Source organism: Streptomyces sp. NPDC048211 (assembly GCF_043202315.1).
GTDB lineage: Bacteria > Actinomycetota > Actinomycetes > Streptomycetales > Streptomycetaceae > Streptomyces.
The window spans coordinates 26,288-51,742 of record NZ_JBIDAD010000005.1 but is presented as its reverse complement, the minus strand read 5'-3'; the positions used below and the strand labels follow the sequence as shown (position 1 = coordinate 51,742).

The following is a 25,455-nucleotide window of genomic DNA, read 5'->3' as shown; positions in this document are numbered from 1 at the left end:
CGTACGGTTCGTTGGCCATCCGGACAAGGACCCGCACCGATGCTGTCCTGCCGGACAGAGACTGTGGGGCGACCATCACCGACTCTGATCCCATGAGCCTTTCCGCGTTCCCCAGCGCCCCGTCCTCGTCCGCCCGTGTCGCGGCCGCGGTCCGCCACGCCGTCGCCGAGGGCCTGCTCGGCGAGTCCTGCCCGGTCGTCGGATTCGTCGACACCGACGGGGTCCGCGACTCGGTCGCCGCCCTCCATGAGGCGTTCGCGGGGGTGCCGGGCGTGCTCCATACCTTCGCCGCGAAGGCCGCGTCTCTCGTGCCCGTACTGCGGCTGCTCGCGGAGTGCGGCATGGGCTGCGAGGTCGCGAGCCCGGGCGAGCTGCGGATCGCGCTCGACGCCGGGTTCGCGCCGTCGAAGATCGTCCTCGACTCCCCCGCCAAGACGCGTGACGAGATCCGCTGGGCGCTGGCCCTCGGGGTGGCTCTCAACGCCGACAACTTCGACGAGGTGGACCGGATCGCCTCGCTGCGGCCGTCGGACGCGCGGTCCGCCGTCGGACTCCGGGTCAACCCCCAGGTCGGCGGCGGCTCCATCGGCGCGATGAGCACGGCGACGGCCACCTCCAAGTTCGGCGTGGCGCTGCGGGATCCCGGCGCACGGGAGCGGGTCGTGGAGGCGTTCGCGGCCCACCCGTGGCTGACCCGTCTGCACGCCCATGTCGGTTCTCAGGGCTGTTCCCTGGAGCTGATCGCGGCGGGCATCGGCGAGACGTACCGGCTGGCCGAGGAGATCAACACCCGGCTCGGCCGCCGGCAGGTCACCGGCCTCGACATCGGCGGCGGGCTGCCGGTCAACTTCGACGACGACACGGTCCGCCCCACCTTCGCCGCCTACGTGGCCGCACTGCGCGGGGCGGTGCCCGGGCTGTTCGACGGGCGGTACGAGCTCGTCACCGAGTTCGGCCGGTCGCTGCTGGCCAAGAACGGCTTCATCGGCGCGCTGGTGGAGTACACGAAGGACGCCGGAGGGCGCAGGATCGCGCTCACCCACGCGGGGGCGCAGACCGCCACCCGTACCGTCTTCATGCCGGACGCCTGGCCGCTGCGGGTCGGCGCGTTCGACGCCGACGGGCTTCCGAAGGCCGGACCGCCGCTCGTCCAGGACGTCGCGGGCCCGTGCTGTTTCGCGGGAGATGTCGTCGCGCACGCCCGGGAGCTGCCCGAACTGCGGGCAGGCGACTACGTCGTGCTGTACGACACGGGCGCGTACTACTTCTCCACACCATGGGCCTACAACAGCCTGCCGCGGCCCGCGGTGTACGGATTCGCCACGGCGGCCGGTGCCGGGCAGGGCGGCCCTGCGGTCCGCTTCGCCCCGGTGCGCGACGGGCAGTCGCTGGACTCGATCGCGGCGGAGAGCGGGCTGGAGCACGTGGACGCCCTGCTGAGCCTGCGCTCCTGAGCACTCGCGGACCGCCGTCGATCCGGCCTCTCGTATTTAGTAGCCATGTACATAGTAGCCATGTACTGTATCCGTCATGAGTAAAGCACCTGAGGGTCCGACCCCCGGCTTCCTGGTCTGGCGCCTGTCGATGAAGTGGCGGGTGGCGATGGACCGGGCGCTGGGGCCGCTCGGGCTGACGCACGCGCAGTACTCGCTGCTGGGATCCCTGGTGGGGATGCAGCGGGCAGGGCTGCGGCCGAGTCAGCGCGCACTCGCGGACCACACCGGACTCGAAGCGCTCTACGTCTCGAAACTGGCGCGCAGCCTGGAATCCGCAGGACTCGTCGAACGGTCCACCGACCCCGCCGACACCCGGGCGGTGCAGTTGTCCCTGACCGACGAAGGCCTCGCGGTCGCCGCCCGCGCGGTCGGGGTCGTGCGCAGGCTCATCGACGGACTGCTCTCACCCCTGGGCGGTCTGGACGGACCTGACACCGAGGCGTTCACCCGGACATTGACAGCGCTGCTCGACGTGCCGGTTCCCGCAGTCGCCGATCCATCCACCGAGGAGTCATCATGACCACCGCACCCGGCATCAATGGCCAGGTCATCGGCCAGGCCCACTACGCCACGCGCGCCGTTCTGGAACGTCTGCTGGCCGAGACGGGCGCCACCTTCCACGAGTCCGTCGCGCTGAACGCGACGGCGGAAAACGCCGGGAGTATCGAGAGGGACCGGCTGGTCGAGCGGATGACCTCCACGTTGAAGGTCGACACCACGACCGCCGAAGCCGCCCTGGCCGGCCTGCTCGCGCAGGGGCTGCTGGAGGAGCGGTCGGCAGACGTGCCGGTGCTGGCCCTGACGGCCGCGGGCAAGGAGGCGCACCGTGCACAGCGGGCCGGTATCGCCTCGATCACTGCCCCGTTGTACGCGGACCTGCCGGCCGAGGACATGGCGGCGGCGGGCCGGGTGCTGACCGAACTCACGGCCCGCGCCAACGCCGTACTGGCCGAGGGCTGAGCCCCTCGGCCGCCGGCGTCGGTGCCGTCAGCCGACCGGCGAGGGCTCCGGCTCGGGCGGGGGCACCGGCTCGGGGTTCGGCGCGGGCGGCTGCGGGATCGGGTCGGGCGCCGGGCCGGGCGGCGTGGGAACGGGCGGTGTCGGCCCCGGGCCGGGCGGGACCGGAGTGGGCTCCGGCAGCGGCCGGGGCGGCCCCGGCATCGGCCCGGGGGTGGGCGCCGGCGGAACCGGGTCGGGGAACGGGTGGGTCATTTCGGGCCTCCGAACGGTCGGGGTGGATCTCCTCCACCGTCTCCCGGAGCGGCTGCCCGCGCCCGGCGAGTCCACACGTACGGGCTGCGGATGCCCCGGCCGGCTCACGGCCTCACCCGTTCGGCCACCCATAACCCGCCGGCTGCCGTGCGCGCGGGCGGTCAGCGCGCGGCAGCGGCCGCCGCAGCATCCAGACCCGGCCGAGGACTGGACAGGACCGGGATCCGAGTGGTGGTGCGGGTGACCGCACCCGCCATGGATGCCTGGGCCAGCACGATAACGTCGGCTTCCGTCACGGCGTCCACCGCGACCGCCACGAGATCCAGGTACCCGTCATGATCGCCGGCCTCGAAACGCTCCCAGGCGCCGTCGACCAGCACGGTGCGCACCTCGAAGGCCCTCTTCCCCGCCCGCTCCGCCTCCTGCGCGAGCAACGCGCCGGTCGGCTCCAGGGTGGCGTGGAGCGCCGCCAGCACGGTGACCCGTCCCGCACGGACGGCGGTGGCCGCCATCGGCCGGTCGACCCGGAGGACCGGAACGCCGAGCCGCGCCCCGACCGCCTCCGCGACTCCGCCGATCGTCGAGCAGGTACAGAGCACGGCGGTAGCTCCGTCGGCGACGGCGCCGGTGACCACCGCCTCGACATCGCCCTCGACCGCCTCGGGTCCCAGCACACCGGCCCTGTCGAGCAGGTCCTGGCGCACGAGGTGGCGCAGGTCGAGGCCGGGATGGTCGGCGTCGCGCAGGGCGTCGAACACCGGGACGTGGACCGGGGAGGTGTGCAGAAGGGCGAGGCTCATCCGCGACACGCTACCGGCCCCGGCCCGGCGTCGAACGGCACGTCCGCCGGGGCCCGTAGCTCAGTAGAGCTCCGGATGGGAGGCGAGTTGCCCCTTCGCCCGTACCACCAGTTCCTCCGGGGCCTCGGGCGCCTCGTCGGGGTGGCGGGAGGCCCACTTCGCCGCGTACGGGCAGAGCGGGACGACGGGGACACCCTCGCGGGCCGCCATGGCGTAGAACTCCCTGACCAGCGAACCGCCGATGCCCTTGCCCTCGTGTCCCGGCTCGACGACGGTGTGCACGGCGACGAGCGCCGCCGGCGTCCCGTCCATCACGAAGTACGCGATGACCCCGGCGGCTTCACCGTCCACGTACGCGAGCAGCTTGCCTGCCGCCCGGTCGTCACGGATCTGTCCGGTCTGCTCCGCCATGGCGGCTGCTCCCTCGCTGAGTGAGACGCTTCAGCGCGCCGCGGGCACGGCTTGCGGACTGCGCTCGGTGTCGGTCCCCGGTACGGGCGCGGAGGCGTCGGCGCCGAGTTCGACGATCCGGTTCTCCGTGTCGACATGCACGATGCGCGGAACCAGCCCGCGCGCCTCGGCGTCGTCGACCTGCGCGTAACTGATCAGGATCACCAGGTCACCGGGGTGGACGAGGTGAGCGGCGGCGCCGTTGATCCCGATGACGCCGGAGCCGCGCTCGCCCTCGATGACGTACGTCTCCAGGCGGGCGCCGTTGTCGATGTCGACGATGTGAACGAGCTCGCCGGGCAGCAGGTCGGCGGCCTCCATCAACGCGACGTCGACCGTGACGGACCCGACGTAATGCAGGTCGGCCTGAGTCACGGTGGCCCGGTGGATCTTGGACTTGAACATGGTGCGCATCATCGAGTACTCCAGAACGTAGGCTCCCTGCCTGCGTTTTTGCAGGTCAAGTGCTGTTTCCATACTCTACAACGAGTCGCAGGTCCAGGCACCTGCCCCCAGGTTTCCCAGGACCCATGCTGGCCACTTGCTGAATTTCTGACGCACCATCAGACATCGACGGGGTCTCGTCCACTCCCCTGACCTCTGGCTCGACGACCTCGCAAGCCTACGCGGCGCTCCCCTCACGATCACTCGTGATCATCGTCACCCCGAGCAGGACGACGCCCCTGACGCACACAAGGACCCTGCCTCCCCAAGAACCTTCGAGGCAGTGCGGCTGTCCAAGGGCTGTCCCGGTTCGGCAAAGCCGACGACCCTCGTAACTATGGGCACGACGCATCCACCGTCCTCCTGCAACAACGGAACGCGACCCGCCACTCGCCCAGTCGCAGGGAGCCGCCTCCCCCGTGGAATCGCGGCCGCACCCCTCCGAAAGCAGCCAACCGCGCAAGCATCGCCCCGCAGACCCGGGCTTTCGTAGCCAGCATGGTCACGCGCTCGCAGTCGCTCATCGGTCGCGCACATGTGCCGTGACGGGTTGCGGGTACCTCCGGGGTCACCGGGTCCGGAAGCGGCGGTGGAGGTTGCGGGCCACATGTACACCCGGCCCGCCGAAGCCGACGATGTCGACGCGTCCGTCTCCGGTGATGTCGGCGAGGAACCGGGAGTGACGGTCGACCCGCCAGGCGCCCGCGTCGTCGTTGTACCCGAATCCGCGGCACACCAGCTGAGCTTGCTCGAAGGTGCCGTCGCCGTTGTTGTGCGACACCCAGACGCCCTCGTTGCCGAAGCCGACAACGTCTGGGGTCCCGTCGCCGGTGACGTCGGCCAGGAGTCGGGGGTGCTTCTCGCCCCTCCACCTCTGGGCCTGCCCGTAGTCGTTCAGGACGAGCCGGGAGGGCTCGAACGTGCCGTCGCCGCGTCCGCGTGCGACGGTGACGCCCTGCGGGCCGAAGCCGACGATGTCCGGTACCCCGTCACGGGTGGTGGCGACCACGAACCGGGGGTGCTCCCTGATCGAGCTCCATCCGTGGTCGACCCCGAAGTCGTCGAGGACGTAGAGAGGTTCGACGAATGCCCCTTCCTCGTCCTGGAGTGATACCCAGAGGCCGTCGTCGTGGCAGCCGACGATGTCGAGCCTGCCGTCACCAGTGGTATCGGCAAGGAAACGCGGATGCTTGTCGACCAGCCACCCACCGGCCTGTTTGCCGTGGCCGAACGCCCGGAGGACGGGTTCGTCGGAGAGCGGTGCGAACTTCCCTTCCTCGTCCTGGAGCGATACCCAGAGGCCGTCGTCGTGGCAGCCGACGATGTCGAGCCTGCCGTCACCAGTGGTATCGGCAAGGAAACGCGGATGCTTGTCGACCAGCCACCCACCGGCCTGTTTGCCGTGGCCGAACGCCTTGAGGACCAGTTCGCCGCCTTCGGGTGTGAACGCCCCGCCCTCGTCCTGTGCGGACACCCGGACTCCGCCGGTACACAGGGCGACCACGTCGGGCCTGCCCTTGCCCGTCAGATCCACTACGGACCACAGATCAGACGAGTTCGGAGTAGCCACCCCCTGGTGCAGCGGGCGCTCGTCGTCGAACGTCCCGTCGCCTCGGCTGGACGAGGTCACGGCTCCTTTCGTGGATCTGATCCCCACGATGTCGGACCGCCCTGTTCCCTCCGTGTCGGCGAGGAACCGCGCACCGACCCCGGCCCAGCGGCCGGGTTCCCCACCGGGGGAAGGGGTGAGCGCGTCGTTCTTCCAGCCGGCGGTGTCCTGGTCGCTCCCGAACTTCTCCAGAACCAGCAGTACGTTGCTGAAAGAGGGCGTAGCGTCGGGTGCCGGCCGCAGTACGCTCTGGTGGTGGGTCAGTCGCCAGGACTGGCGGCTGTTCCAGTGGCTCAGCGGAGCCCAGTCCAGCACGAGGTCGCTGGTGCGCTCCGGCTCGGCGGGGACGAGGCGCCACCGCTGGCTCTCCGCGAGGTCGTCGTACTCGCCAAGGACGATCCGGATGCTCCGGATGTCGTCCTTCCCGGGTTCGTCGAGGTCGAGCACGGCGCCGTCGGCCGCGCCCTCGATGAAGTAGAGGCCCGCTTCGCCCTCGACGGGGACGAGGCGCCACTGCTGGCCCTTCTTGCCCGAGGCGTCCGACTGGCGGACGCCCTGGCCCGCAGCGGCTGGGGTGTCGAGTACTTTGCTGCCGGCCGTGTTGCGGATCACGTATGCCGGGTCGTCCTGCGGGCCCGGCACGGGGGTGAACTGCCACAGCTCCGGCCGCGGGCCGTCCTCGGGGTAGTCGCGGACGACGAGCGTCCCGTCCGCAGCCGGCGTGGCCATGGCGCCGAGGGGCTGGCCTGTGGCGGCGTTGACGATCTCCAGCTTCAGTTCTTGCGTGGGCACGGGCATCGTGGTGCCTCTTCCAGGCGGTTGGTGCGACGGCTCGGGACAGGTGCGGCGCGGTGGTGACCGCGGATCACGTGAAGACGTGGTGGTAGGGAACGTCCCACTCGTTGGGCAGCCGCGGGTAGAAGGTGTTGATGACCGTCCCGGTGAAGTCCCCGCCCCAGTTGTAGGTGAGCCGCGCTTCGCTGTCCTTCGCCACGACGTGGTCCTTGAACCCGAGGATGGCGTCGGGGTGGGTGATCGGCACGAAGGTGATCCCGCCCCACGGCGTCACCGTGACCACCCACAGCTGGGTGTCCTCCATCGCACCGTTCTTCCCACGCCACTTGTCGGCCACCTTGGCGGGCAGGCCCACCTGCAGGGTGTCGGCCGTGCTCTGCGGGGCGTCCTGGTGGACGGTGACGCGCCTGCGTTGCGGCTTCGGGGTTCCGTCGTCGCCCCGCCCCGTGTCCGCGTCGGCCGCGCCGGCCGGCGGGGGCGTCACCTGTCCCGCGGCGCTCTCGATGAAGTACAGCGGGCGCTGGCCGAAGAAGCCCCCGGGGGTGACGTGCCAGAGGTGGCCCTGGGCCTCCTTGGTGGCCGGGTCGAGTGCGGTGGCCAACTTCACGCCCTTGTCGTGGCTGCTCGCCGCCAGTTCCGCGGGCCGCAGGTAGCCGCCGTTGAAGGCGTGGACGAGCATGACCGGCCGGTTCTCTACCAGCGCGGCAACAATCGCGTTGTCGTAGCTGTTCACCGCCACCGGGCCGCCGACCACCAAATTCGCCATTGCCGTGCGTTCTTGGGTGTACATCGCGGAAACCTCACCTGTTCTCAATGTGGGGGAACAACGCCTCATGCGCTCAGTGACATGGTTTATCACGCGGCATTACCGCACTCTCAATCATGCGCGAGCCCAGATCACCCCATAACCGAATGTGCGCCCGAAGCAAATAGGTCCAAAATGGCAACATTCGAGGTCATGGCGCTGCAGGGAGGAGCAGGAAGATCCTCGATCGGGTGATAAAGAGCGCCCAGGAATCTTGATCACCCGTTTGAGTGCGATGCACAGAAGCGACCACTCCAGCAAAGGGAAGCCTGTTAGCTTAATTTGCCGGAGCGTGTACAGATTCCCTTTTTGCCATTTCACCGAGTGCGGTTTCGGCCAGATCAGTCGAGGACAGAAATTGCCTTCCAACGCGTACAACCTGGAACGGGCCAAGCGCCAGCCGCTGACGAAGAAGAATCTGCGGGAACTCAACATCGAGCAGACCTGGCAGTCCATCCTGGAGCACCCCAACCTGGTCTACGTCGACGACTACGGGGTGCGGCACAAGCCCGTCGGCTTCTCCGTGAACAAGTCGAGCTTCGGCTCGTTCCCGGGTACGGCGTTCGGGCTGGGCTGGCTCGCCTACATGAACCTCGGGGAGCCGCTGATCGAGGAGCGGCGCAACATCACGCAGCCCCCGCCCGATACGTTCTCCTCGCGCACCTACGTCAACCGCAGCGGCTCCGACATGAACTTCACCGACTCCGTCGACTTCAGTGTGTCGAACGGGGCAACCTGGTCACTCTCGGGAGACACCAAGCTCACCTTCGGCGGCAACGTCAGCGCCCAGCTCCAGCTGCAGCTCCAGAACAAGCTCGGCCTGAACCTTCAGGGGCAGCTGGGGACGCAGCTCAAGAACGAGATGGCGAACAAGAACGCCAACACGATCACCAACAAGAACAGCAAGGACAGCGTGGGCGTGGACAACGCCAACACCGTCGACACCTCGGTGAGCAACGGGATGACGAACTCCGCCTCCGCCTCGATGACCGGCTCCGTGGACTTCACCACCACGGGCACCGCCTCCGGCACCGCGGGCCTCAACGCCGCCCTGGCCCAGGGCATCACGGCCTCCGTCGGCGGTTCCCTCTCCACCAGCTGGGCGTCGAAATCTCAGATCTCCGGGACGGTTCCGCCGAACTCCCGCGTGGAGACCATCGTCACGCAGCGCCGGGCCCTCAAGCAGTACACCTACGAGATCCCGGTGACCTTCTCCGGGCTGCTCGCGGTGAAGTACGACGTGCCGGTGGCCGTCCTGTCTCCCCCACAGCCGGACATCTACCCCGGACTCGACGAGCTGGTAGCCCGCGACATCGCCGACGTCGACCTGGCCGGCGGCGGTTTCCGCATGAAGGGGCTGGCCGAGGTCGTCTCCGCCCTGGAGGTACATCACACGATGTTCGACGGCGAGAACCTCACCAACAGCGAACGAGACCTGTACAAGCAGCCGTGACCGGCGGGCGACACCGCCACAACGACCAGAGGTGACGACCATGGTGTTCAAAAACGTCTTCGACTCCGCCGGGACAGGCGCGGGACTCTTCTCGGTGACCACCGACGGCCACAAACCGCGACCGGGAGCGGGCGTCGACTTCGAGGACGCCGACGACGACACGTACGACGACACGACCACGAGCCTGTTCACCAGCGGGATCCACGGGGCCTCCCACCGGGCGAAGATCGTGCAGGAGCAGGCACCCGAAGCCCGGGCCATCCTGGGCTTCCTCGCCTCCTTCATCCAGACCACCCAGGCATCCGCAGGCACCCAGGCCGCCTACGCCCAGGACCCCGGATCCGTATCCACAGCCGCGGCAGCCGGCATGGAGAAGTCCAGCGAGACGGTGGCACAGCACGGCGACCTGCAGAAGGACGAGAGCCTGCAGGCACCGAAGAGGGACGATTTCAAGGCGCCCGACGCCCCGGCTTCCCCCACGGCCGAAGAGCCCCCCAAGGCACCCAAGGCCACCGCCGAGAAGCCGTCCGATCCCAAGTAGTGTCACGCGGCCGAGTGGTCAGGGCTGGTACCGTCCCTGACCACTCGTGCGTACTCGTGCGTTCACACGGGGAGCAGCTGCCACTGCCGGTCGCGGTGGTCGCCCTGCGCCCCGTACTGCTTGATCACCGTTGGGGCGTTGGTATCGACGCGCAGCAGCAGACCGCTGTTGCGGTTCGCGATCTCGTACACCCGCGGGGTGTCCGTCACCGAACCCACCGGGATCAGCCTCCACTGCTGATGGCCGGCTGCGGTGCCTTCGTAGTCGCGCTGCGCGACCACCGCCCCGTCGACGGTGCCTCCTCCGACGACCTCCAGGACCTTGCCGCTGCGCACGTTCTCGATCCGGTACAAGATGTCGGCCTCGTCCTTGCCGGACGCGATCAGCCGCCACTGCTGGTGTGCCCGGGGGGAGGCGAGGGACTGGTGGATCTCGGCGCCGTCCCTGGTGGACTCGCGCAGGACACCCATCCGCAGCCTGCTGCGGACGTTGGCCCAGGAAACCACCGTGCCTGACTCGGGCAGCCCGGCCATCCTCGCCGAGGCGACCTTGCGCACGCGGTTGTTGACGTGGTCGGCGATGTAGAGGGTGTCGACGCAGTCCACAGCGAGCCCGAACGGGTTGCTGAACTGGGCGGCTGCGGCCGGGCCCCCGTCGCCGCCGAATCCCGCGGTGCCCTTGCCGGCGAACGTGGAGATCTTGCCTTCCGGTCCGACCTTCCGGACGCGATGGTTGTTGTAGTCGGAGATGTAGAGGGTGCCGGAGCTGTCCACGACCACCCCCAGGGGCAGGTTCAGCTGTGCGGAGGTCGCCGGGCCGCCGTCACCGCTGAACCCGGCGGTGCCCTTGCCGGCGACCGTGCTGATGGTCCCGTCGGCCGCGACCTTGCGGACACGGTGGTTGTTCCCATCGGTGATGTAGAGGATGTCCGCGGCATCCACCGCCAACGCGTACGGGCGATTCAGCTGAGCTGAGGCCGCTGGACCATCGTCTCCCTTGAATCCCGCTGCGCCGTTCCCCGCGACCGTAGTGATGTTCCCGTCCGTGCTGATCTTCCGGACGCGGTTATTGCTGTGGTCGGAAATGTAGAGGGCGCCGGAGCTGTCCACCGCCACGCCCAACGGATAGTTCAGCTGCGCCTTGGCGGCCGGACCGCCGTCACCGCTGAACCCTGCGGTGCCCGTTCCGGCAACTGTGTCGATCTTCCCATCAGGGGTGATTACCCGGACCCGGTGGTTGGCGGCGTCGGTGACGTAGACACTGCCCGCAGCGTCCACCGCCACCTCACGCGGGCAGTTCAGCAGGGCCGAAACAGCAGGACCGCCGTCACCCCGGTAGCCGGCACCGGCACCGGCGACCGTGCTGATCTTCCCGTCCGTGCTGATCTTCCGGACCCGGTGGTTGTTGTAGTCGGAGAAGTAGAGGCTGCCGGTGCTGTCCAGGGCGATGCCGTACGGGCGATTCAGCTGAGCCGCGACGGCCGGCTCGTTGTCTCCCTTGAACCCCGCCACCCCCGTACCCGCGACCGTGCTGATCTCAGGGTCGAAATTCTCGCCACCGGCTTCCGTCCGAGCAATGCTCATCGTCATCCTTTACTCTTCATCGGCCGCCCACTACAGCCGGTTCCGGATCGATTCCAACAAGACATGCGGGCACCCGGCCGGAAAAGTCACCAATGGGTGCCTTCACGCATTGCGTTGACGCAGGCTCTCCCGGCCGAGCCTCGGAGCCGACGGCCGGATGGGCTCCGGGGTTCAGGGTTGTCCCGCAATTCCTGGCGGGGGCACAACAGCCGCCCCTGGCCAGGGGCGGGATCGGCCTCCACCGCATGAACCGGACGGAGGTCCGGGCCCAGCCGCCCGTGCGCTGACCCTGCATCGGGAGCACCCGGCCTGGCTCCGCTCCGAGGGGCCAGTGTGAGCTGTGGCGTGGCTCGTACGGCGGAACCTTGCCGACGCGGTTCGTCGAACCCGCCGTGAGAACCGGCAGTGCTCCGGCGCCCCGTATTCACCCTCGCTCCTCGCGGCCGCACACACCGGGCCGCACACACCGTCCACCGCGCCGTGTGGGTACCCGCGCAGGTGGCAAGCAGGCCGGCGGCGAGGGCGCCGAGTGGCTGGGCGCCGCGGGAGACGAAGCGGGCGGTGGCCATGACCCAGAAGAGGGGCTCGGGCGGGGAGGTGGCCGAACAGGCAGCCAAGTGCGAGACGATTCTGCCGCGCCTCGACGAGCGGCGGCATCGCTTGTGGAGAGGGGTCAATGCCCAGTCCCTCGGGCGCGGCGGGATCAGAGCAGTCGCCTGCGCCTCCGGTGTCCGTGGGGCTACCGCGTCGGCCGGAGTGCGGGAACTTCGGCCGAGGGCCGACCCGGCCGCCGTGAGCCCCTGACATTTCCTCACGCACTGCGCGCGTACGGACGGGAGGGCAGGATCCCCGGCAGCGTGCGGTTCAGGCATGCGCCGGGGCCGTCACCCGCTGAACCGCGGCCTCCCCCACTCCGTGGTGGCCGCGCTCTCGCGCCGTTCGCCCTTCACGTGTTCGCGAGCACGGCATACCGACTTCCGCGCGTCGAGGAGGCTGAGCTGAAGAGTTTCGGCAATCGCCGCATACGTGTAGTCGAAGGCCTCGCGCAGTATGTACGCGGCACGCTCGGTAGGGCTCACCGCATCCAGCACCAGCAGCAGAGCCGGATCCATCGCTTCGGCGGCCTGCGTGTCCATCTCCCGGTCCGCGCTCGTGTCGAGGGGCTCGGGCAGCCATGGCCCGATGTAGCTCTCCCGACGCACCCGCGCCGATCGGGCTGCGTCGAGGGCCGCGCGGGCCGTGGTGGTCGAGAGGAAGGCCGCCGGGCTGAGGACCGCGGAACGGTCGCTCTCCTGCCAGTGCGTCCAGACCTCCTGGACCACGTCCTCGGCCTCCGCGGTGCTGCCCAGGACGCGGTAGGCGATCGCGAAGAGCCGGGCCCGGTGCTGCACAAAGACAGAGGCGGCCTGATCCAGATCAGTTGTCGGTGAGAGCTGCTTGAGGTGCACCATCCTGCGGTCTCCGTTCCTCCGGTTGTGCTTGTCGAGTGACGAGGCGCGCGGCCGCGCCGGCGGGTGCTCCTCCCAGGACGCGCTGCTCAAGGGCGGGGCGCTGCGGAGTCCCAGGGGGCGTGATCGGTCGTCGGCCACCGGATCCGGACCCGGCGGGTTCACTCCCGCACCGTCCGGCAGGCCGGGCGCGGCGTCAGGGCCGTGCTCGGTCATCTGCCGGGTGGAGTCCATACCGTGCATCGCCTCGTCCGTCTCGCCGCCTCACCGTGAGTACGATCCTGTCGGTGCCTACGTACGCGAACATCCGGCGGTCTCACGGAGGTTTTCGGACGGTGGTCGGCGCGCGCCTGCCTCAGGCGTCTGCCACCCGGCTCGGCCGGGGAAGGTACCGCCGGTGCGGCCCGCCCGCAGGGGCCGTGAGACAGACGTGGGCAACGGTCCGTCATCCTGTTCCATCGAATCGCGACCACCATAGATATATGCGACTACTCTGTTAGATATGCATACCGGCGTTGCGAAGACTCTGGTGGGGCGCGAGCACCACATGGCGCTGCTCTCTTCCGTCATGGAGGATCTCGCGAACGGGCGGGGCAGCGTCATCCTTATGCAGGGGGAACCCGGGATCGGGAAGAGCGCACTGTTGGCCGCCGGCCTGGCCGAGGCCGCGGGCAGGGGGCTCGACGTCCGTCACGGTGTCTGCGACGAACTCAACCAGCGCCTGCCGCTGGCCGTTGTCCAACAGGCCCTCGGGGACGCGTTCGCGTCCGGTGGGCAGCGCGGCGACACCACAGCAGATCACCCCGCTTCCGACGACGCGCAGGGCCACCACAGTGCCCGGTTCGTCACCGGCGATCCGGTGACCGCCGCGGCCGAGGAGCTGCTGGTGCTCGTCGACCGCCTGTGCGCCGAGCGGCCCCTCGTCCTGGCGCTTGACGATCTGCAGTGGGCCGACGAGGCGACCCTGCTGGTGTGGCGCCGGTTGTGCCGCACCGCGGCCCAGCGGCCCCTCGTGCTCATCGGGGCCTGTCGGCCGGTCCCGCAGCGGTCCGAACTCGACCTTCTCCGCCGCGACGTGCGCGACCATGCCGGAACCACTCTCACGCTGGACCGCCTGTCGGACGCCGAGGTGGCCGAGCTGGCACGCCGGATCGCCGGACTGGCAGCGGGCCCCCGGCTGCTCGGCAGACTGGAGCTGGCGACGGGCAACCCTCTGTACGTGCGCGAGATCATGGACGCCCTGAGCCGTGCGGGGGCCCTGGACGAGAGCGGTTCGGAAGCCGAACTCGGGCCCGCGGTCCCGGGCCGGTCCGGAGCCGACCCGGGCTGGGCCGAGTTCGAGCGGATGTCGCTGGCGGAGGCGATAGCCGACCGGCTGGCCTTCCTCACGGCCGGGACCCGCGACACGCTGCGTACCGCCGCCCTGCTCGGTCCCGCCTTCGCGATCACCGACCTCACGGTGCTGCTCGGCTGTCCTGCGGTGGCCCTGACCGCACCGGTGCAGGAGGCCATGGCCGCCGGTGTGCTCGAACCGGCCGACGGGCACCGGCTGCGCTTCCGGCACGGCCTGCTCAGACAGGCGCTGTACGAGTCGGTGCCGGCGGCGCTCCGGATCGCGCTGCACCGCGACGCGGCCCGGACGCTCATCGCCCAGGGCTCTTCGGTGGAGCGTGTTGCTGAAGTGCTCTTGGCGGCGACCGACGCCGCGGACGGCTGGGAGGTCGACTGGCTGCTGGACAACGCCGCCGCCCTCACCCGCCGTGCTCCCGACGCCGCGACAACCCTCCTCGCACACGCGCTGACGCATACCGACGACCACGACGTGCGCACCCGGGGGCTGCTGGCCCACCTTGCCTCCGCGTCCTTCCGCGCCGGCCACTACGAGCAGGCCGCGCATGTCGCACGACGGGTTCTGACCCACCGTTGCGACCCGGAGCAGAGGGGGCGAGCGGCCTGGATTCTGGGCTACGCCCTCCTGCACACCGGGGAGATAGAGGAAGCCATGACCACCGCCCGGGAGGTGGCGGCGGGCCTGGAACCGGACACGAAGTGGCACGCGCGCCTGCACGTCTTCACCGGCGTGGTGCTGCACGTTCTGGACAGGGGCGATGAAGCCGCCTCGGTGGCCGCTGCCGCTCTGGCCGTCGGCACAGATCTGTCCGACGCCATGACGATCGCCTATGCCCGGCACTGCCTGGGGCTGACGCGGTTCGACCATCAGGACATGGATGGTGCCATCGACCACGAGATGTGTGGCATCGCCATGACCGGCTCCGACCCGGAACTGGTCGATCTGCGCTTGCTGATGCAGGGCAACCTGGTCTCGGCGCTGCTCAACGTCGACCGGTTCGCCCAGGCCCGGGAAGTCCTTGCCGACGCGCGCGCTCTGGCGGAGCGGACGGGGGCACCCCGTCTCGGTATGTTCGTGGGGCATGCCGCTGAGGTCGCCTTCGAAACCGGATGCTGGGACGACACGCTCACCGAACTCGACGCGGTGTTCGCCCCCGACTACCAGCACACGCACTATCCCCATCTGACGTTCACCGCGCACGGCATCGCCGCCGTCGTCGCAGCGCACCGCGACGAGCAAGGAGCGGCGCGCCATCATCTGGCCGTGCTCAAGGACCTGACGGACGATCCCTACAGCAAACGCAACCTCACGTACTACTTCCTCGCGCGCGCCATGGTCGCCGAACGGTCGAACGACCTCCCGTCAGCAGCCAGTGCGCTGCGGGAAGTCCTGGATCCCTCGTACGACGTGATGGATGCCCGGGCGAGCGTGCTTCCGCTGCTGGTGCGGCTCGCTCTGGCGACAGATGACCGCGAGCTCGCCGACAGCGCCCTTGCCTGTGTCGAAGCGGAAGAGGCGAGGAGCCGGCTGCCGCATGTGGTCGCGGCCCGCAAATGGTGCCACGGACTGCTGCGTTCCGACCCGGCGCTGCTGTCCGAAGCCGTTGACTACTACCGCGGGGTCGGCCGCCTGGCCGAGATGGCCCAGGCTCTCGAGGACGCCGCGGACCTGCTGGCCGCCGCCGGGCAGACCGACCGGGCGCGCGAGGCCTTGAACGACGCGATGCTGACCTACACCACTCTCGGCGCCGTGTGGGATGCCCGGCGCGCCGCGGCCCGTCTGCGTGTCCGAGGTGTGCGGCTCGGGGTGCGCGGGGCACGGGGACGTCCCCGCACCGGATGGGAGGCCCTGACCGACACGGAACTGAAGGTCGCCGAACTGGTCGCGGGGGGACTCTCCAACCCCGACGTCGCCGAAGCCCTCGTCCTGTCCAGGCGCACCGTCGAGACCCACGTCTCCCACATCCTGGCCAAGCTGGAGGTCAAGTCCCGGCGGGACGTGACCGGGGTGGCCTTGGCGCACAGCTCCTGAGCCCACCTCTCGGCAGGGGCGGTGGGGCGTCGGTCCACCGCGGTCCCCATGCGGGCGGACTCGGGGACGCGCTGCACCGGAGCATGGGGATCGCGCAGAAGGCGGGATCGCGAAGGGGCCCGTGGGCACACGGACCCGCCCCGGCCGTGCAGCCCGCCCCAGGCGGTTCGCAGGCCCTGCCCCTGGAGCCCACGGTCCAGCGTCCCGGCGAACGTCACGGCTGCGGCCGGAGCTCCGACGAAGCAGACGCCGGCGACAACCATGAGGCTCAAGGAGTGGGTCCAGCCCTGGCCCTGGCCCCCGCCCCTCATGACGGCCGCGCGCCGGACAGGGCGGAGCGATCGCCATGGCTCCCGGTGCGACCCGGCCGACAAGAGCTGCCCGCAGTGCCGGAGTTCACCTTCGCGTGGAGAGATCGTACGGATTCCCTTCGCGGGGCTAGGCCCACGCGGCCCTCTTGCTATACCTTCCGTCTAACAGCTTGCTAGACGCTACGTCTAACAAGCGAGGGCGGCACCCGGCGACCGTCTCCCCCATCGGGCAGACACGGGATGAGAGGAGAGGCCGGGCAGCCGTCGGGTCGATCTGTCTCGATTCAAGGAGCCGCAGCATGGCAAGCAGCACCGTTCGGCCGGAGGACCAGGACCGGCTCGCCGAGCAGGACGTCGCCCGGCGCCTGCTCGACTCGGCCGCGAAGCTGTCCTACGACCCGGCCACCGAAGTGGACTGGGACACCCCCCTGGACACCGGGCACCACGGCGCGAGCCCGGAGTGGAGCACGCTCTACGGCACCGCGTACTGGCAGGAGTTGACCGAGTCGCAGCGCAGGGCGCTGACGCGCCAGGAGGCCGCTTCGGTCGCCAGCACCGGCATCTGGTTCGAGATGATCCTCCAGCAGATGGTTCTGCGCGACATGTACGCCAAGGACGCCACCGATCCAAGGTTCCAGTGGGCGCTGACGGAAGTCGCCGACGAGTGCCGGCACTCCATCATGTTCGCCCGGGGTGCCGCGAAGCTGGGCGCACCGGCCTACCGGCCGCGCCGGCCGGTGATCGAACTGGGCCGCGCCTTCAAGACACTTGCCTTCGGCGAGGCCGCGTACGCGGCGATCCTCGTGGCCGAGGAGGTGCTCGACGTGATGCAGCGCGACTGGATGCGGGACGAGCGGGTCGCGCCGTTCGTCCGGACGATCAACAACATCCATGTGGTGGAGGAGTCGCGGCACATGAAGTTCGCCCGCGACGAGACGCGCAGGCGCCTGCGCACCGCCGGACCGCTGCGCCGGCAGATCAACTCGCTCGTGGTCGCCATCGCCTCGTACTACATCGTCACCAGCATGGTGAACCGGGACGTCTACGCGAACGCGGGGCTCGACGGCGAGCGCGCCCGCGTCGAGGCCAAGGCCAATGAACACCACAAGTCCCTGATGCGTTCCAGCTGTTCGGGCCTGATGGAGTTCCTGGCCTCGGCCCGGCTCCTCACGAAGCCCGCCCTGTTCTTCTACAAGCGCGCCCACCTGATCTGATCCGAGCCGAGAGCCCGAGCTGACGCGATGACCTACGCCATCACCCAGACCTGCTGCAGCGATGCCACCTGCGTCGCGGTGTGCCCCGTCAACTGCATCCATCCCACGCCCGAGGAGCAGGCCTTCGGCAGCACGGAGATGCTGTACGTCGATCCGGAGACCTGCATCGACTGCGGAGCCTGCGCCGACGCCTGCCCGGTCGACGCGGTCTTCCCGGTGGACAGCCTGTCCGGAGCGCAGAAGGAGTACGCCGCGATCAACGCGGCGTACTACGCGGACCGTGAGCCCGAGCCGGCCGCCGGGCCGAACTTCCACGCCTGGGGCGAGCCGTCGTTCGCGCGCAGCCTGCCGTCGGACTTCGCGCCGATCCGGGTGGCCGTCGTCGGCACCGGACCGGCCGGGATGTACGCGGCCGAGGACCTGCTGCTGCACACCGACGCCGAGGTGACACTGATCGACCGGCTGCCGGTGGCGGGCGGCCTCGTCCGGTACGGGGTGGCGCCCGACCACCCCGCGACGAAGGGGGTCGGCGAGACCTTCGCACGGTTCCACTCCCACCCCCGGGTACGTATGCACCTGGGCGTCGAGGTGGGCAAGGACCTCACCGTCGAGGAGCTGGCCGCCCATCACGACGCGGTGATCTACGCGGTCGGCGCCTCCGCCTCCCGCCGGCTCGGCATTCCGGGCGAGGATCTGCCCGGCAGCATCCCGGCCACGTCGTTCGTGTCCTGGTACAACGCCCACCCGGAGGTCCCGCCCGAGACGGTCGGCCTGTCCGCGGAGCGGGTGGTCGTCGCGGGCAACGGCAACGTCGCGCTGGACGTGGCGCGCATCCTCGTCACCGACCCCGCCGCGCTGGCCGGCACCGACATCGCCGGCCACGCGCTGGCGGCCCTGCGGGACTCCGCAGTGCGCGAAGTCGTCCTGCTGGGCCGGCGCGGCCCCGACGACACGGCCTGCACCGCGTCCGAACTGCTCGCGCTCAGACATCTGCCGGGCGTGGACCTGGTGGTGGACGCGGACGATCCGCGTACCGGTGCGGCGATCGACGCGGCGGCGGCAGGCGACAAGGCTTACCTGCTGCGGGAGTTGCCCCGTGAGGCGGTCGACTGGTCGAAGCCCCCGCCGCCGGGGCGTCGTATCGTCTTCCGCTTCCACTCGGCACCTGTGGAGGTGCTCGGCCGGGACCGTGCCGAGGCGGTGCGTGTGACGGCCGCCGCCGGCGCTCGGTCGATGCCCGCGGGGCTGTTCCTGCGGGCGATCGGCTACCGGGGTCTCCCGGTCCCGGGTCTGCCCTTCGACGAGACGGCCGGCACCGTGCCCCACGAAGGAGGCCGGGTGGCGGGCCTGCCCGGCAGCTACGTCGTCGGCTGGATCAAGCGCGGTCCGTCGGGCGGCATCGGGGCCAACCGCACCTGCGCCGCCGAGACCGTGAGCACCCTGCTGGCGGACGCCGTCGCGGGGGCCCTGCCCGCGCCCGCGTACCCGGCCAAGGCGTTCGGGCGTCTGGCCCGCGGACGCGGCCGCCAGGTGGTCGATGCCCGGGGGCTGGCCGCCATCGACCGCGCCGAGCAGGCCCGCGGCCGCGAACAGGGCCGCCCGCGGATCAAGTTCGCCACGGTCCCCGCGTTGATCGCCGCGTCGAAGGGTGGCCGCCTGCGGTCTCCGCGCTGAACCGGGCGCCGCGGGCGGGTGCGCCGCCTCCGGCGTACGCACCCGGGACGACGACCGCCGGCCTCCGGATTCCGGGGCCGGCGGTCGTCGTGCGTACGGGGTACACCTCGGGACGGGTCCCGCTCAGAACTCCTCCGGCTCCGCGATCTGCCCCTTGGCCCGCTTGCCGACGACGGCTGCCGCGGCCGCGGCGCTGCCCACGAAGGCCAGGGCGACCATCCAGGGCTGGTTGAACGCATGCCGGGTGGCGTGGTCCACGGAGTAGCGGCCGGGGCCGGTGAGGCCGATCGCGGCCGCGGTGAAGCCGAGGAACGCGGGGTATTCGTAGCCACCGCCCTGTGCGAAGAATCCTGCCGGGGCGTGGACGGCCACGGCCCCCGCCATGGCACCCGCGGCGGCCGCTCCGGCCGCCGGGGTGGCCAGGCCCAGGGCCAGCAGGACACCGCCGCCCGCCTCGCCGAGGCCGGCCGCGACGGCGCTGTGCTTGGGCGGGTGGAAACCCATGGCCTCCATCGCGGCCGTGGTGCCTTCGATGCCCCCGCCGCCGAACCAGCCGAGGAGTTTCTGGGTGCCGTGCGCGGCCAGCACCGCGCCGGTGCCGACACGAAGGACAAGCAGGCCGAGGTCACGACGGTTGACGCTGCCCATGAGGATCTCCGGGAGGGTTCGGGGGCCCGGCCGGAAGAAGGGGCCCGGTGCGGTACGCAGTCCACTCTCCGTGCACCGGCGTCCCGACGGGGTGCGTTGTTACGCCGTCCGGGCGCGCCGGGACGGCACGTGACCCGTGACACAGTGCGACGTACGTCATTGTGCAACTTGTTGCACAACAGCGATTCGGTGGTCTAGAACTGGCGTAATCACACCGCCCGAGGAGCCAACGCATGAGCCCGTACCCGCATCTGCTGAACCCCCTCGACCTCGGGTTCACCACCCTTCCCAACCGGGTGCTGATGGGGTCGATGCACATCGGCCTGGAGGAGGTCGAGAACGGCTTCGAGCGCATGGCCGCCTTCTACGCCGCCCGCGCCCGCGGCGGGGTCGGTCTCATGGTGACCGGCGGCATCGCGCCGAACGAACGGGCCTGCTCGCTGCCCGGCGGTGCCAAGATGACCACCGAGGCGGAAGCCGCCCAGCATGCCGTGGTGACGTCGGCCGTCCACGCGGCGGGCGGCCGGATCGCCATGCAGATCCTGCACTTCGGGCGCTACGCGCACCACCCCGGCCTGGTGGCGCCGAGCGCGATCCAGGCGCCGATCAGCGGGTTCGTCCCCCATGCCCTGACCGACGACGAGGTCGAGTCGACCATCGAGGACTTCGTCACGGCCGCGGCGCTCGCGCAGAGCGCGGGGTACGACGGCGTCGAGATCATGGGCTCCGAGGGCTATCTGATCAACGAGTTCATCGCCTCGGCGACCAACCACCGCGAGGACCGCTGGGGCGGCTCGTACGAGAACCGCATCCGCTTCCCCGTCGAGATCGTGCGCCGGGTCCGTGAGCGGGTCGGCACCGACTTCATCCTGATCTACCGGCTCTCGATGCTGGACCTGGTGCCCGGCGGATCGTCGCTGGAGGAGGTCGTGCAGCTCGCCCGGGAGATCGAGGCGGCCGGGGCGACGATCATCAACACCGGTATCGGCTGGCACGAGGCCCGCATCCCCACGATCGCGACGTCGGTGCCGCGCGGCGCCTTCACCTGGGTCACCGAGAAGGTGCGCGGCGCCGTGTCCGTACCGCTGGTGACGAGCAACCGCATCAACACCCCCGAGGTCGCCGAGCAGATCCTGGCGGCGGGGCGCGCGGACATGGTGTCGATGGCCCGGCCGTTCCTCGCGGACCCGGACTTCGTCGCGAAGGCGGGCGAGGGCCGGGCGGACGCGATCAACACCTGCATCGGCTGCAACCAGGCCTGCCTGGACCACATCTTCAGCGGCAAGGTCACCTCCTGCCTGGTCAACCCTCGCGCCTGCCACGAGACGGAACTCATCCTGTCGCCGACCCGCACCCGCAAGCGCGTCGCGGTCGTCGGTGCCGGTCCGGCCGGACTCGCCTGCGCCGTGACGGCCGCCGAGCGCGGTCACGGGGTGACGCTCTTCGACGCGGCGGAGGAGATCGGCGGCCAGCTCAACGTGGCCCGCAGGGTGCCCGGCAAGGAGGAGTTCAACGAGACGCTGCGCTACTTCCGCACCCGGCTCGCGGAGGAGAAGGTCGAGCTCCGGCTGGGCGCCGCGGTCGGTGCCGGGGAGCTCGACGGCTTCGACGAGGTGGTCCTGGCGACCGGGGTCACCCCGCGTACGCCGGCGATCCCGGGCGTGGACCACCCGAGTGTGGTCAGCTACCTCGACGTGCTGCGGCACGGGGCGCCGGTGGGCGACCGGGTGGCCCTCGTCGGCGCGGGCGGGATCGGCTTCGACGTGGCCGAGTTCCTGACCGACGGCGGAGATGCGGCGAGCCTGGACCCGGAGGCGTTCTTCCGGCAGTGGGGCGTCGACACCGAGTACCGCGAGCGGGGCGGACTCGGCACCGCCGAGCGCCCGAAGTCGTCGCGCACCGTCCATCTGCTCCAGCGCAAGGCGAGCAAGGTGGGCGCCGGTCTCGGCAAGACGACGGGCTGGATCCACCGCACCGAGCTTCGGCACCGCGGCGTCACCATGATCGCGGGAGTCGGCTACGACCGGATCGACGACGAGGGACTCCACGTCACGGTCGACGGCGAACAGCATCTGCTGCCGGTCGACACGATCGTGCTCTGCGCGGGCCAGGAACCCCGCCGGGACCTGTACGAGGAGCTGCTCGCCGCGGGCCGTCCCGCGCACCTGATCGGCGGCGCCGACGTCGCGGCCGAACTGGACGCCAAGCGGGCGATCCGCCAGGGCACGGAACTGGCCGCCTCGCTCTGACCGGGGCCCCGGAGGGCCGGACCGCCGGTCCGGCCTCCCGGCCGTCCTTAGGATGCACCCCATGTCACTCCCGCACGCGATCCTCACCGCTCTGCTCGAAAAGCCCTCGTCGGGGCTGGAGCTGACCCGCAGGTTCGACCGGTCGATCGGCTACTTCTGGTCGGCCACGCACCAGCAGATCTACCGCGAGCTGGGAAAGCTGGAGCAGGCCGGACAGATCAGGGCGCTGGCCCCCGCCCAGCCGGCCCGGGGGCAGAAGAAGGAGTACGAGGTACTGCCCGCGGGCCGCGAGGCGCTGTCCGTCTGGGTGGCCCGCCCGGAGGACCCCAAGCAGATCCGCGATCCGCTGCTGCTGCGGATGCGGGCGGCGGCGGTCGTCGGTGCGCCCGGCCTCGACGCGGAGCTGCGCCGCCATCTCGCGCTGCACCGGGACCGGCTCGCGGAGTATCTGGAGATCGAGGAGCGGGACTTCCCGCCCGGGCGCGACGCGTCGAAGGACCGGCTGCACCACCTCGTCCTGCGCGGCGGTATCGACCTGGAGAACTTCTGGATCGGCTGGCTCACCCGGGCGCTGGACGAGAACGCCGGCGCCGCGGCGGCCGACCTCGCGTAGGTGCAACCGGGCGCGGGCAGCGTCGCTACGACCGGCCGGCCCGGATACGCCGCAGGTGTCCGTGCTCGTGGTGCAGTGCGGCCCGCGGGCTCTTGATGACCACCCTCGACGGGGCGCTCGGGGCCGGCCCGGCCACGGCCGCCTCTGCGGCGGGCACGGTCTGCGCCTGGGCGCGGCTGAGCAGGATGACGCCTCGTACGGCCGCCGCCGTGCCCAGCAGCGCGGGAACCAGGCTGATCGTCCCGCCCTGGAGCCGCTCTCCCAGCAGGGCCAGGCCGATCGCCGCCGCGGCGACCGGGTTGGCCAGGGTGACCACGGCGAGCGGTGCGCCGAGGCCGCCCCGGTAGGCGGTCTGGGAAAGCAGCAGCCCGCCCATCGCGAAGGCCGAGACGAGCACCGCGACGACCACCAGGCGCCAGCTGAACAGGGGGCCCGCGGTGTGGTCGGTGACGGCGACGGTCAGCGTCTGGGTCAGCGCGGAGGCGACGCCCGAGGTGATGCCGGAGGCCGCCGCGTGCCGCAGCCCCGGACGCGCGCCCGGACGGCTGAGCCCGGCGACGACGGCCATGGTCCCCGCGCCGACGGCCAGCGCCTCGACCATGCTCAGCGTCTCGTGCGGGGCGGAACCGCCCGCGGTCATCAGCAGGGCGCCGAGGCCCAGCAGGGTCAGGAGCGTGCCGCGCCACTCGGTCGTCGTGACCCTGCGGCCGGCCGCCCGCGCCCCCAGCGGTACGGCGGCGACCAGGGTGAGCGCGCCGAGCGGCTGGACGAGGGTCAGCGGACCGTACTTCAGCGCGGCGACGTGCAGCAGGGCGCCACCGGCGTTCAGCCCGACGGCCGACCACCAGGCGCCGCTGCCGAGCAGCCGGAGCGTTCCGGTGCCGGGCGCGGTACGTCCCGCGAGCCGCGCCTGCGCCACCGCGGCCGAGGCGTAGGCGGCCGCGGAGACGAGCGACAGGGCGACGGCGACCAGGGTGGCGTTCATCGACCGGTCCCGGAGGAGGCGTAGGAGGAGGCGGGGCCGGAGCCGTACGGGGCGGTGACCGCGTGGGCCGGCACGCCGGACGCGGACGGCCACGGCAGGTGCGCCTTCACCGGCTCCGTGCGCGGCAGCCGCAGCGCCGCGAACGCCACCGAGAGCAGCGCGGCCACGACGATCGAGTCCAGCCAGTAGTGGTTGGCGGTGCCGACTATGACGAGCAGCGTGATCGCCGGGTGCAGCAGCCACAGCCAGCGCCACCGCGAGCGGGTGGCGACGACGAGGCCGACGCCGACCATGACCGCCCAGCCGAAGTGCAGCGAGGGCATGGCGGCGAACTGGTTCGCCATCGAGTCGGTGGCGGGTGTGGACCCGTACACCGTCGGTCCGTAGACCTGGCCGGTGTCGATCAGTCCGGTGGCGGCGAGCAACCGCGGCGGGGCGAGCGGGAACAGCAGGTGCAGGGCCAGCGCGGCACCGGTGAGCACGGCGAGGATGCGGCGGGACCAGACGTAGTGGCGCGGGCGGCGCCAGTACAGCCAGGCGAGGAAGAGCAGGGTGGCCGGGAAGTGCACGGTCGCGTAGTAGGTGTTCGCGAGGTGGATCAGCGTCTCGTTGTGGAGCAGCAGCGCCTGCACAACACCCTCGCCGGGCAGGTGCACGGCGCGTTCGAAGTCCCAGACGCGCCCGGCGTTGTGGTACGCCTCGTCGACGTGACCGTTGGCCGCCTGGCGGCCGAACTTGTAGATCACGAAGAGTCCTACGACGAGAAGAAGCTCGCGGACGAGGGGTGGTCGGGCAGAACTGTCCGGCTCCCGATCGGCGGGCCTGCTACCGGCGAACATCACCCGGTGCCCCTTTGCTGACGAAGCGCTGTTTCGGTGGCAGGGACGAGTCCGAGCCGTATCGATACGCCAGTGTACCGATACGGAGGCGTATCGGAACACCGGCGTATCGGTACACTGGCGTATCGATGGACCTCGTCGCAGAGTCGCAGAGAGGGAAAGCGCATGTCGTCGCAGCAATGGGCGCCGGAACAGGCCACCGCGTCGCGCCGCTCGAAGATCACGCCGGAGCGGGCCCAGGAGCTCTACACCGCCGTGCTCGACATGCTGAGGGAGGGCGGCTACGAGTCACTCACCATGGAGGGCGTCGCCCACCGGTCCCGCTGCGGCAAGTCCACGCTCTACCGCCAGTGGGGCTCGAAGCCCGAACTGGTCGTCGCCGCGCTGCACGGGACCCGGCGCGGGCTGCTCGGGCGCATCGACACGGGCACACTGGCCGGTGACCTGCGCGAAGCTGCGCGCGCCATCGGCGAGGGCTCGGGGCGCGACACGCCGCTGATGCTGGCCCTGAGCCATGCCGCGCTACAGAGCCCCGAACTGCTGTGTGCGCTGCGCGAGTCGCTGATCCTGCCCGAGCTGGCGGCGATCGACGCCATGGTGGCGCGCGGCGTGGAGCGCGGCGAGGTGGCCGCGGACAACCCGGCCGCGGAGTTCGTCTCCGCGCAGTTGCTGGGCGTGATGCGCGCCCGCCCGCTGCTGGACTGCGCCTACGCGGACGAGACGTTCCTCGTCCGCTTCGTGGAGGGCGCGGTCTTCCCCGCACTCGGCCTGGACGCGCACGCGTCCGGGGCCTGACAGACGTGGGCCGTCGCCCCAGCGGATGACGACGGCCCGCCCGCGCCGCACCGTGGGGACGGGGGCGGCGCACCACCCGGACGGCCGGTGACTTCTGCGGAAGTCGCCG

General features: G+C 70.8%; 21 protein-coding genes. 11 read left to right on the top strand and 10 right to left on the bottom strand.

What is annotated here, in order from left to right:
• Positions 1-92 precede the first annotated feature (92 nt).
• The 3 genes from ACGFZA_RS19870 to ACGFZA_RS19860 all read left to right on the top strand — a co-directional run bounded on the left by ACGFZA_RS19870 (position 93) and on the right by ACGFZA_RS19860 (position 2,456).
• Positions 93-1,454 (top strand): diaminopimelate decarboxylase, encoded by a 1,362-nt coding sequence (locus tag ACGFZA_RS19870; RefSeq protein ID WP_393680618.1) that lies wholly within the window; start codon positions 93-95, stop codon positions 1,452-1,454.
• A 76-nt stretch (positions 1,455-1,530) separates the two neighbouring features.
• Entirely contained in the window at positions 1,531-2,016 is a 486-nt protein-coding gene (locus ACGFZA_RS19865; protein ID WP_393680616.1) for a MarR family winged helix-turn-helix transcriptional regulator, read from the top strand.
• Positions 2,013-2,456: a hypothetical protein gene (locus ACGFZA_RS19860; RefSeq protein ID WP_393680614.1), complete on the top strand. Its 444-nt coding sequence runs from the start codon at positions 2,013-2,015 to the stop codon at positions 2,454-2,456. The genes ACGFZA_RS19865 and ACGFZA_RS19860 overlap by 4 nt, the downstream gene beginning before the upstream one ends.
• Positions 2,457-2,869: 413 nt before the next feature.
• On the opposite strand, the gene ACGFZA_RS19855 is transcribed toward ACGFZA_RS19860, so the two are convergent.
• From ACGFZA_RS19855 to ACGFZA_RS19835, 5 genes are all read right to left on the bottom strand, one after another.
• Positions 2,870-3,508 (bottom strand): arylsulfatase, encoded by a 639-nt coding sequence (locus ACGFZA_RS19855; protein ID WP_393680612.1) that lies wholly within the window; start codon positions 3,506-3,508, stop codon positions 2,870-2,872.
• A gap of 60 nt (positions 3,509-3,568) precedes the next feature.
• Complete coding sequence (locus ACGFZA_RS19850) at positions 3,569-3,919, bottom strand: GNAT family N-acetyltransferase (protein WP_393680610.1); 351 nt, start codon at positions 3,917-3,919, stop codon at positions 3,569-3,571.
• Between the two features lie 30 nt (positions 3,920-3,949).
• Entirely contained in the window at positions 3,950-4,375 is a 426-nt protein-coding gene (gene panD / locus ACGFZA_RS19845; protein ID WP_393681334.1) for an aspartate 1-decarboxylase, read from the bottom strand.
• 595 nt (positions 4,376-4,970) lie between these two features.
• Entirely contained in the window at positions 4,971-6,809 is a 1,839-nt protein-coding gene (locus ACGFZA_RS19840; RefSeq protein WP_393680608.1) for an FG-GAP-like repeat-containing protein, read from the bottom strand.
• A gap of 67 nt (positions 6,810-6,876) precedes the next feature.
• Entirely contained in the window at positions 6,877-7,596 is a 720-nt protein-coding gene (locus ACGFZA_RS19835; protein ID WP_385286198.1) for a hypothetical protein, read from the bottom strand.
• A 373-nt stretch (positions 7,597-7,969) separates the two neighbouring features.
• On the opposite strand from ACGFZA_RS19835, the gene ACGFZA_RS19830 reads away from it, so the two are divergent.
• Entirely contained in the window at positions 7,970-9,064 is a 1,095-nt protein-coding gene (locus ACGFZA_RS19830) for a hypothetical protein (protein ID WP_393680605.1), read from the top strand.
• A 40-nt stretch (positions 9,065-9,104) separates the two neighbouring features.
• Positions 9,105-9,605 carry a hypothetical protein gene (locus ACGFZA_RS19825; RefSeq protein ID WP_393680603.1) on the top strand — a complete coding sequence of 167 codons (501 nt, stop codon included), beginning with the start codon at positions 9,105-9,107 and terminating at the stop codon, positions 9,603-9,605.
• Positions 9,606-9,667: 62 nt separating this feature from the next.
• On the opposite strand, the gene ACGFZA_RS19820 is transcribed toward ACGFZA_RS19825, so the two are convergent.
• Both ACGFZA_RS19820 and ACGFZA_RS19815 read right to left on the bottom strand, forming a co-directional pair.
• On the bottom strand, positions 9,668-11,194 hold the full coding sequence (locus ACGFZA_RS19820; protein WP_385286203.1) for an RICIN domain-containing protein: 1,527 nt from the start codon (positions 11,192-11,194) through the stop codon (positions 9,668-9,670).
• Positions 11,195-12,072: 878 nt separating this feature from the next.
• Positions 12,073-12,870, bottom strand: a complete 798-nt coding sequence (locus ACGFZA_RS19815) for a sigma factor (protein ID WP_393680600.1) — start codon at positions 12,868-12,870, stop codon at positions 12,073-12,075.
• 268 nt (positions 12,871-13,138) lie between these two features.
• Here ACGFZA_RS19815 and ACGFZA_RS19810 point away from each other — a divergent pair, with 268 nt between their 5' ends.
• The 3 genes from ACGFZA_RS19810 (at position 13,139) to ACGFZA_RS19800 (ending at position 19,217) form a co-directional block, all read left to right on the top strand.
• Positions 13,139-16,018 (top strand): ATP-binding protein, encoded by a 2,880-nt coding sequence (locus tag ACGFZA_RS19810; protein ID WP_393680598.1) that lies wholly within the window; start codon positions 13,139-13,141, stop codon positions 16,016-16,018.
• A gap of 610 nt (positions 16,019-16,628) precedes the next feature.
• The gene (locus ACGFZA_RS19805; protein WP_393680596.1) at positions 16,629-17,543 is read left to right on the top strand and encodes a diiron oxygenase; all 915 of its coding nucleotides are present in this window, start codon (positions 16,629-16,631) and stop codon (positions 17,541-17,543) included.
• A gap of 27 nt (positions 17,544-17,570) precedes the next feature.
• Positions 17,571-19,217 carry an FAD-dependent oxidoreductase gene (locus ACGFZA_RS19800; RefSeq protein WP_393680594.1) on the top strand — a complete coding sequence of 549 codons (1,647 nt, stop codon included), beginning with the start codon at positions 17,571-17,573 and terminating at the stop codon, positions 19,215-19,217.
• Positions 19,218-19,340: 123 nt separating this feature from the next.
• On the opposite strand, the gene ACGFZA_RS19795 is transcribed toward ACGFZA_RS19800, so the two are convergent.
• Positions 19,341-19,865 carry a DoxX family protein gene (locus ACGFZA_RS19795; RefSeq protein WP_385286212.1) on the bottom strand — a complete coding sequence of 175 codons (525 nt, stop codon included), beginning with the start codon at positions 19,863-19,865 and terminating at the stop codon, positions 19,341-19,343.
• A gap of 233 nt (positions 19,866-20,098) precedes the next feature.
• Between ACGFZA_RS19795 and ACGFZA_RS19790 the strand changes: the two genes are divergently transcribed.
• Both ACGFZA_RS19790 and ACGFZA_RS19785 read left to right on the top strand, forming a co-directional pair.
• On the top strand, positions 20,099-22,114 hold the full coding sequence (locus tag ACGFZA_RS19790; RefSeq protein ID WP_385286214.1) for an FAD-dependent oxidoreductase: 2,016 nt from the start codon (positions 20,099-20,101) through the stop codon (positions 22,112-22,114).
• A 61-nt stretch (positions 22,115-22,175) separates the two neighbouring features.
• Positions 22,176-22,727, top strand: coding sequence for a PadR family transcriptional regulator (locus ACGFZA_RS19785; protein WP_393680591.1), 552 nt, complete (start codon positions 22,176-22,178; stop codon positions 22,725-22,727).
• Positions 22,728-22,752: 25 nt separating this feature from the next.
• Here the strand turns inward: ACGFZA_RS19785 and ACGFZA_RS19780 are convergent, their stop codons facing one another.
• Both ACGFZA_RS19780 and ACGFZA_RS19775 read right to left on the bottom strand, forming a co-directional pair.
• Positions 22,753-23,712, bottom strand: a complete 960-nt coding sequence (locus ACGFZA_RS19780) for a hypothetical protein (protein ID WP_393680589.1) — start codon at positions 23,710-23,712, stop codon at positions 22,753-22,755.
• On the bottom strand, positions 23,709-24,551 hold the full coding sequence (locus ACGFZA_RS19775) for a phosphatase PAP2 family protein (protein WP_393681332.1): 843 nt from the start codon (positions 24,549-24,551) through the stop codon (positions 23,709-23,711). Before ACGFZA_RS19775 ends, ACGFZA_RS19780 begins: the two co-directional genes overlap by 4 nt.
• Positions 24,552-24,716: 165 nt before the next feature.
• On the opposite strand from ACGFZA_RS19775, the gene ACGFZA_RS19770 reads away from it, so the two are divergent.
• A complete protein-coding gene (locus ACGFZA_RS19770; RefSeq protein ID WP_393680587.1) occupies positions 24,717-25,346 on the top strand; it encodes a TetR/AcrR family transcriptional regulator C-terminal ligand-binding domain-containing protein in 630 nt (209 codons plus the stop codon).
• Positions 25,347-25,455: the final 109 nt, after the last annotated feature.

Coding starts and splice junctions, on each gene's coding strand:
- ACGFZA_RS19810 (WP_393680598.1), top strand. CDS start 13,139: ATGCATACCGGCGTTGCGAAGACTCTGGTGGGGCGCGAGCACCACATG.
- ACGFZA_RS19795 (WP_385286212.1), bottom strand. CDS start 19,865: ATGGGCAGCGTCAACCGTCGTGACCTCGGCCTGCTTGTCCTTCGTGTC.
- ACGFZA_RS19770 (WP_393680587.1), top strand. CDS start 24,717: ATGTCGTCGCAGCAATGGGCGCCGGAACAGGCCACCGCGTCGCGCCGC.
- ACGFZA_RS19805 (WP_393680596.1), top strand. CDS start 16,629: ATGGCAAGCAGCACCGTTCGGCCGGAGGACCAGGACCGGCTCGCCGAG.
- panD (WP_393681334.1), bottom strand. CDS start 4,375: ATGATGCGCACCATGTTCAAGTCCAAGATCCACCGGGCCACCGTGACT.
- ACGFZA_RS19815 (WP_393680600.1), bottom strand. CDS start 12,870: ATGGACTCCACCCGGCAGATGACCGAGCACGGCCCTGACGCCGCGCCC.
- ACGFZA_RS19820 (WP_385286203.1), bottom strand. CDS start 11,194: ATGACGATGAGCATTGCTCGGACGGAAGCCGGTGGCGAGAATTTCGAC.
- ACGFZA_RS19825 (WP_393680603.1), top strand. CDS start 9,105: ATGGTGTTCAAAAACGTCTTCGACTCCGCCGGGACAGGCGCGGGACTC.
- ACGFZA_RS19790 (WP_385286214.1), top strand. CDS start 20,099: ATGAGCCCGTACCCGCATCTGCTGAACCCCCTCGACCTCGGGTTCACC.
- ACGFZA_RS19775 (WP_393681332.1), bottom strand. CDS start 24,551: ATGTTCGCCGGTAGCAGGCCCGCCGATCGGGAGCCGGACAGTTCTGCC.
- ACGFZA_RS19865 (WP_393680616.1), top strand. CDS start 1,531: ATGAGTAAAGCACCTGAGGGTCCGACCCCCGGCTTCCTGGTCTGGCGC.
- ACGFZA_RS19840 (WP_393680608.1), bottom strand. CDS start 6,809: ATGCCCGTGCCCACGCAAGAACTGAAGCTGGAGATCGTCAACGCCGCC.
- ACGFZA_RS19855 (WP_393680612.1), bottom strand. CDS start 3,508: ATGAGCCTCGCCCTTCTGCACACCTCCCCGGTCCACGTCCCGGTGTTC.
- ACGFZA_RS19835 (WP_385286198.1), bottom strand. CDS start 7,596: ATGTACACCCAAGAACGCACGGCAATGGCGAATTTGGTGGTCGGCGGC.
- ACGFZA_RS19785 (WP_393680591.1), top strand. CDS start 22,176: ATGTCACTCCCGCACGCGATCCTCACCGCTCTGCTCGAAAAGCCCTCG.
- ACGFZA_RS19850 (WP_393680610.1), bottom strand. CDS start 3,919: ATGGCGGAGCAGACCGGACAGATCCGTGACGACCGGGCGGCAGGCAAG.
- ACGFZA_RS19870 (WP_393680618.1), top strand. CDS start 93: ATGAGCCTTTCCGCGTTCCCCAGCGCCCCGTCCTCGTCCGCCCGTGTC.
- ACGFZA_RS19780 (WP_393680589.1), bottom strand. CDS start 23,712: ATGAACGCCACCCTGGTCGCCGTCGCCCTGTCGCTCGTCTCCGCGGCC.
- ACGFZA_RS19860 (WP_393680614.1), top strand. CDS start 2,013: ATGACCACCGCACCCGGCATCAATGGCCAGGTCATCGGCCAGGCCCAC.
- ACGFZA_RS19800 (WP_393680594.1), top strand. CDS start 17,571: ATGACCTACGCCATCACCCAGACCTGCTGCAGCGATGCCACCTGCGTC.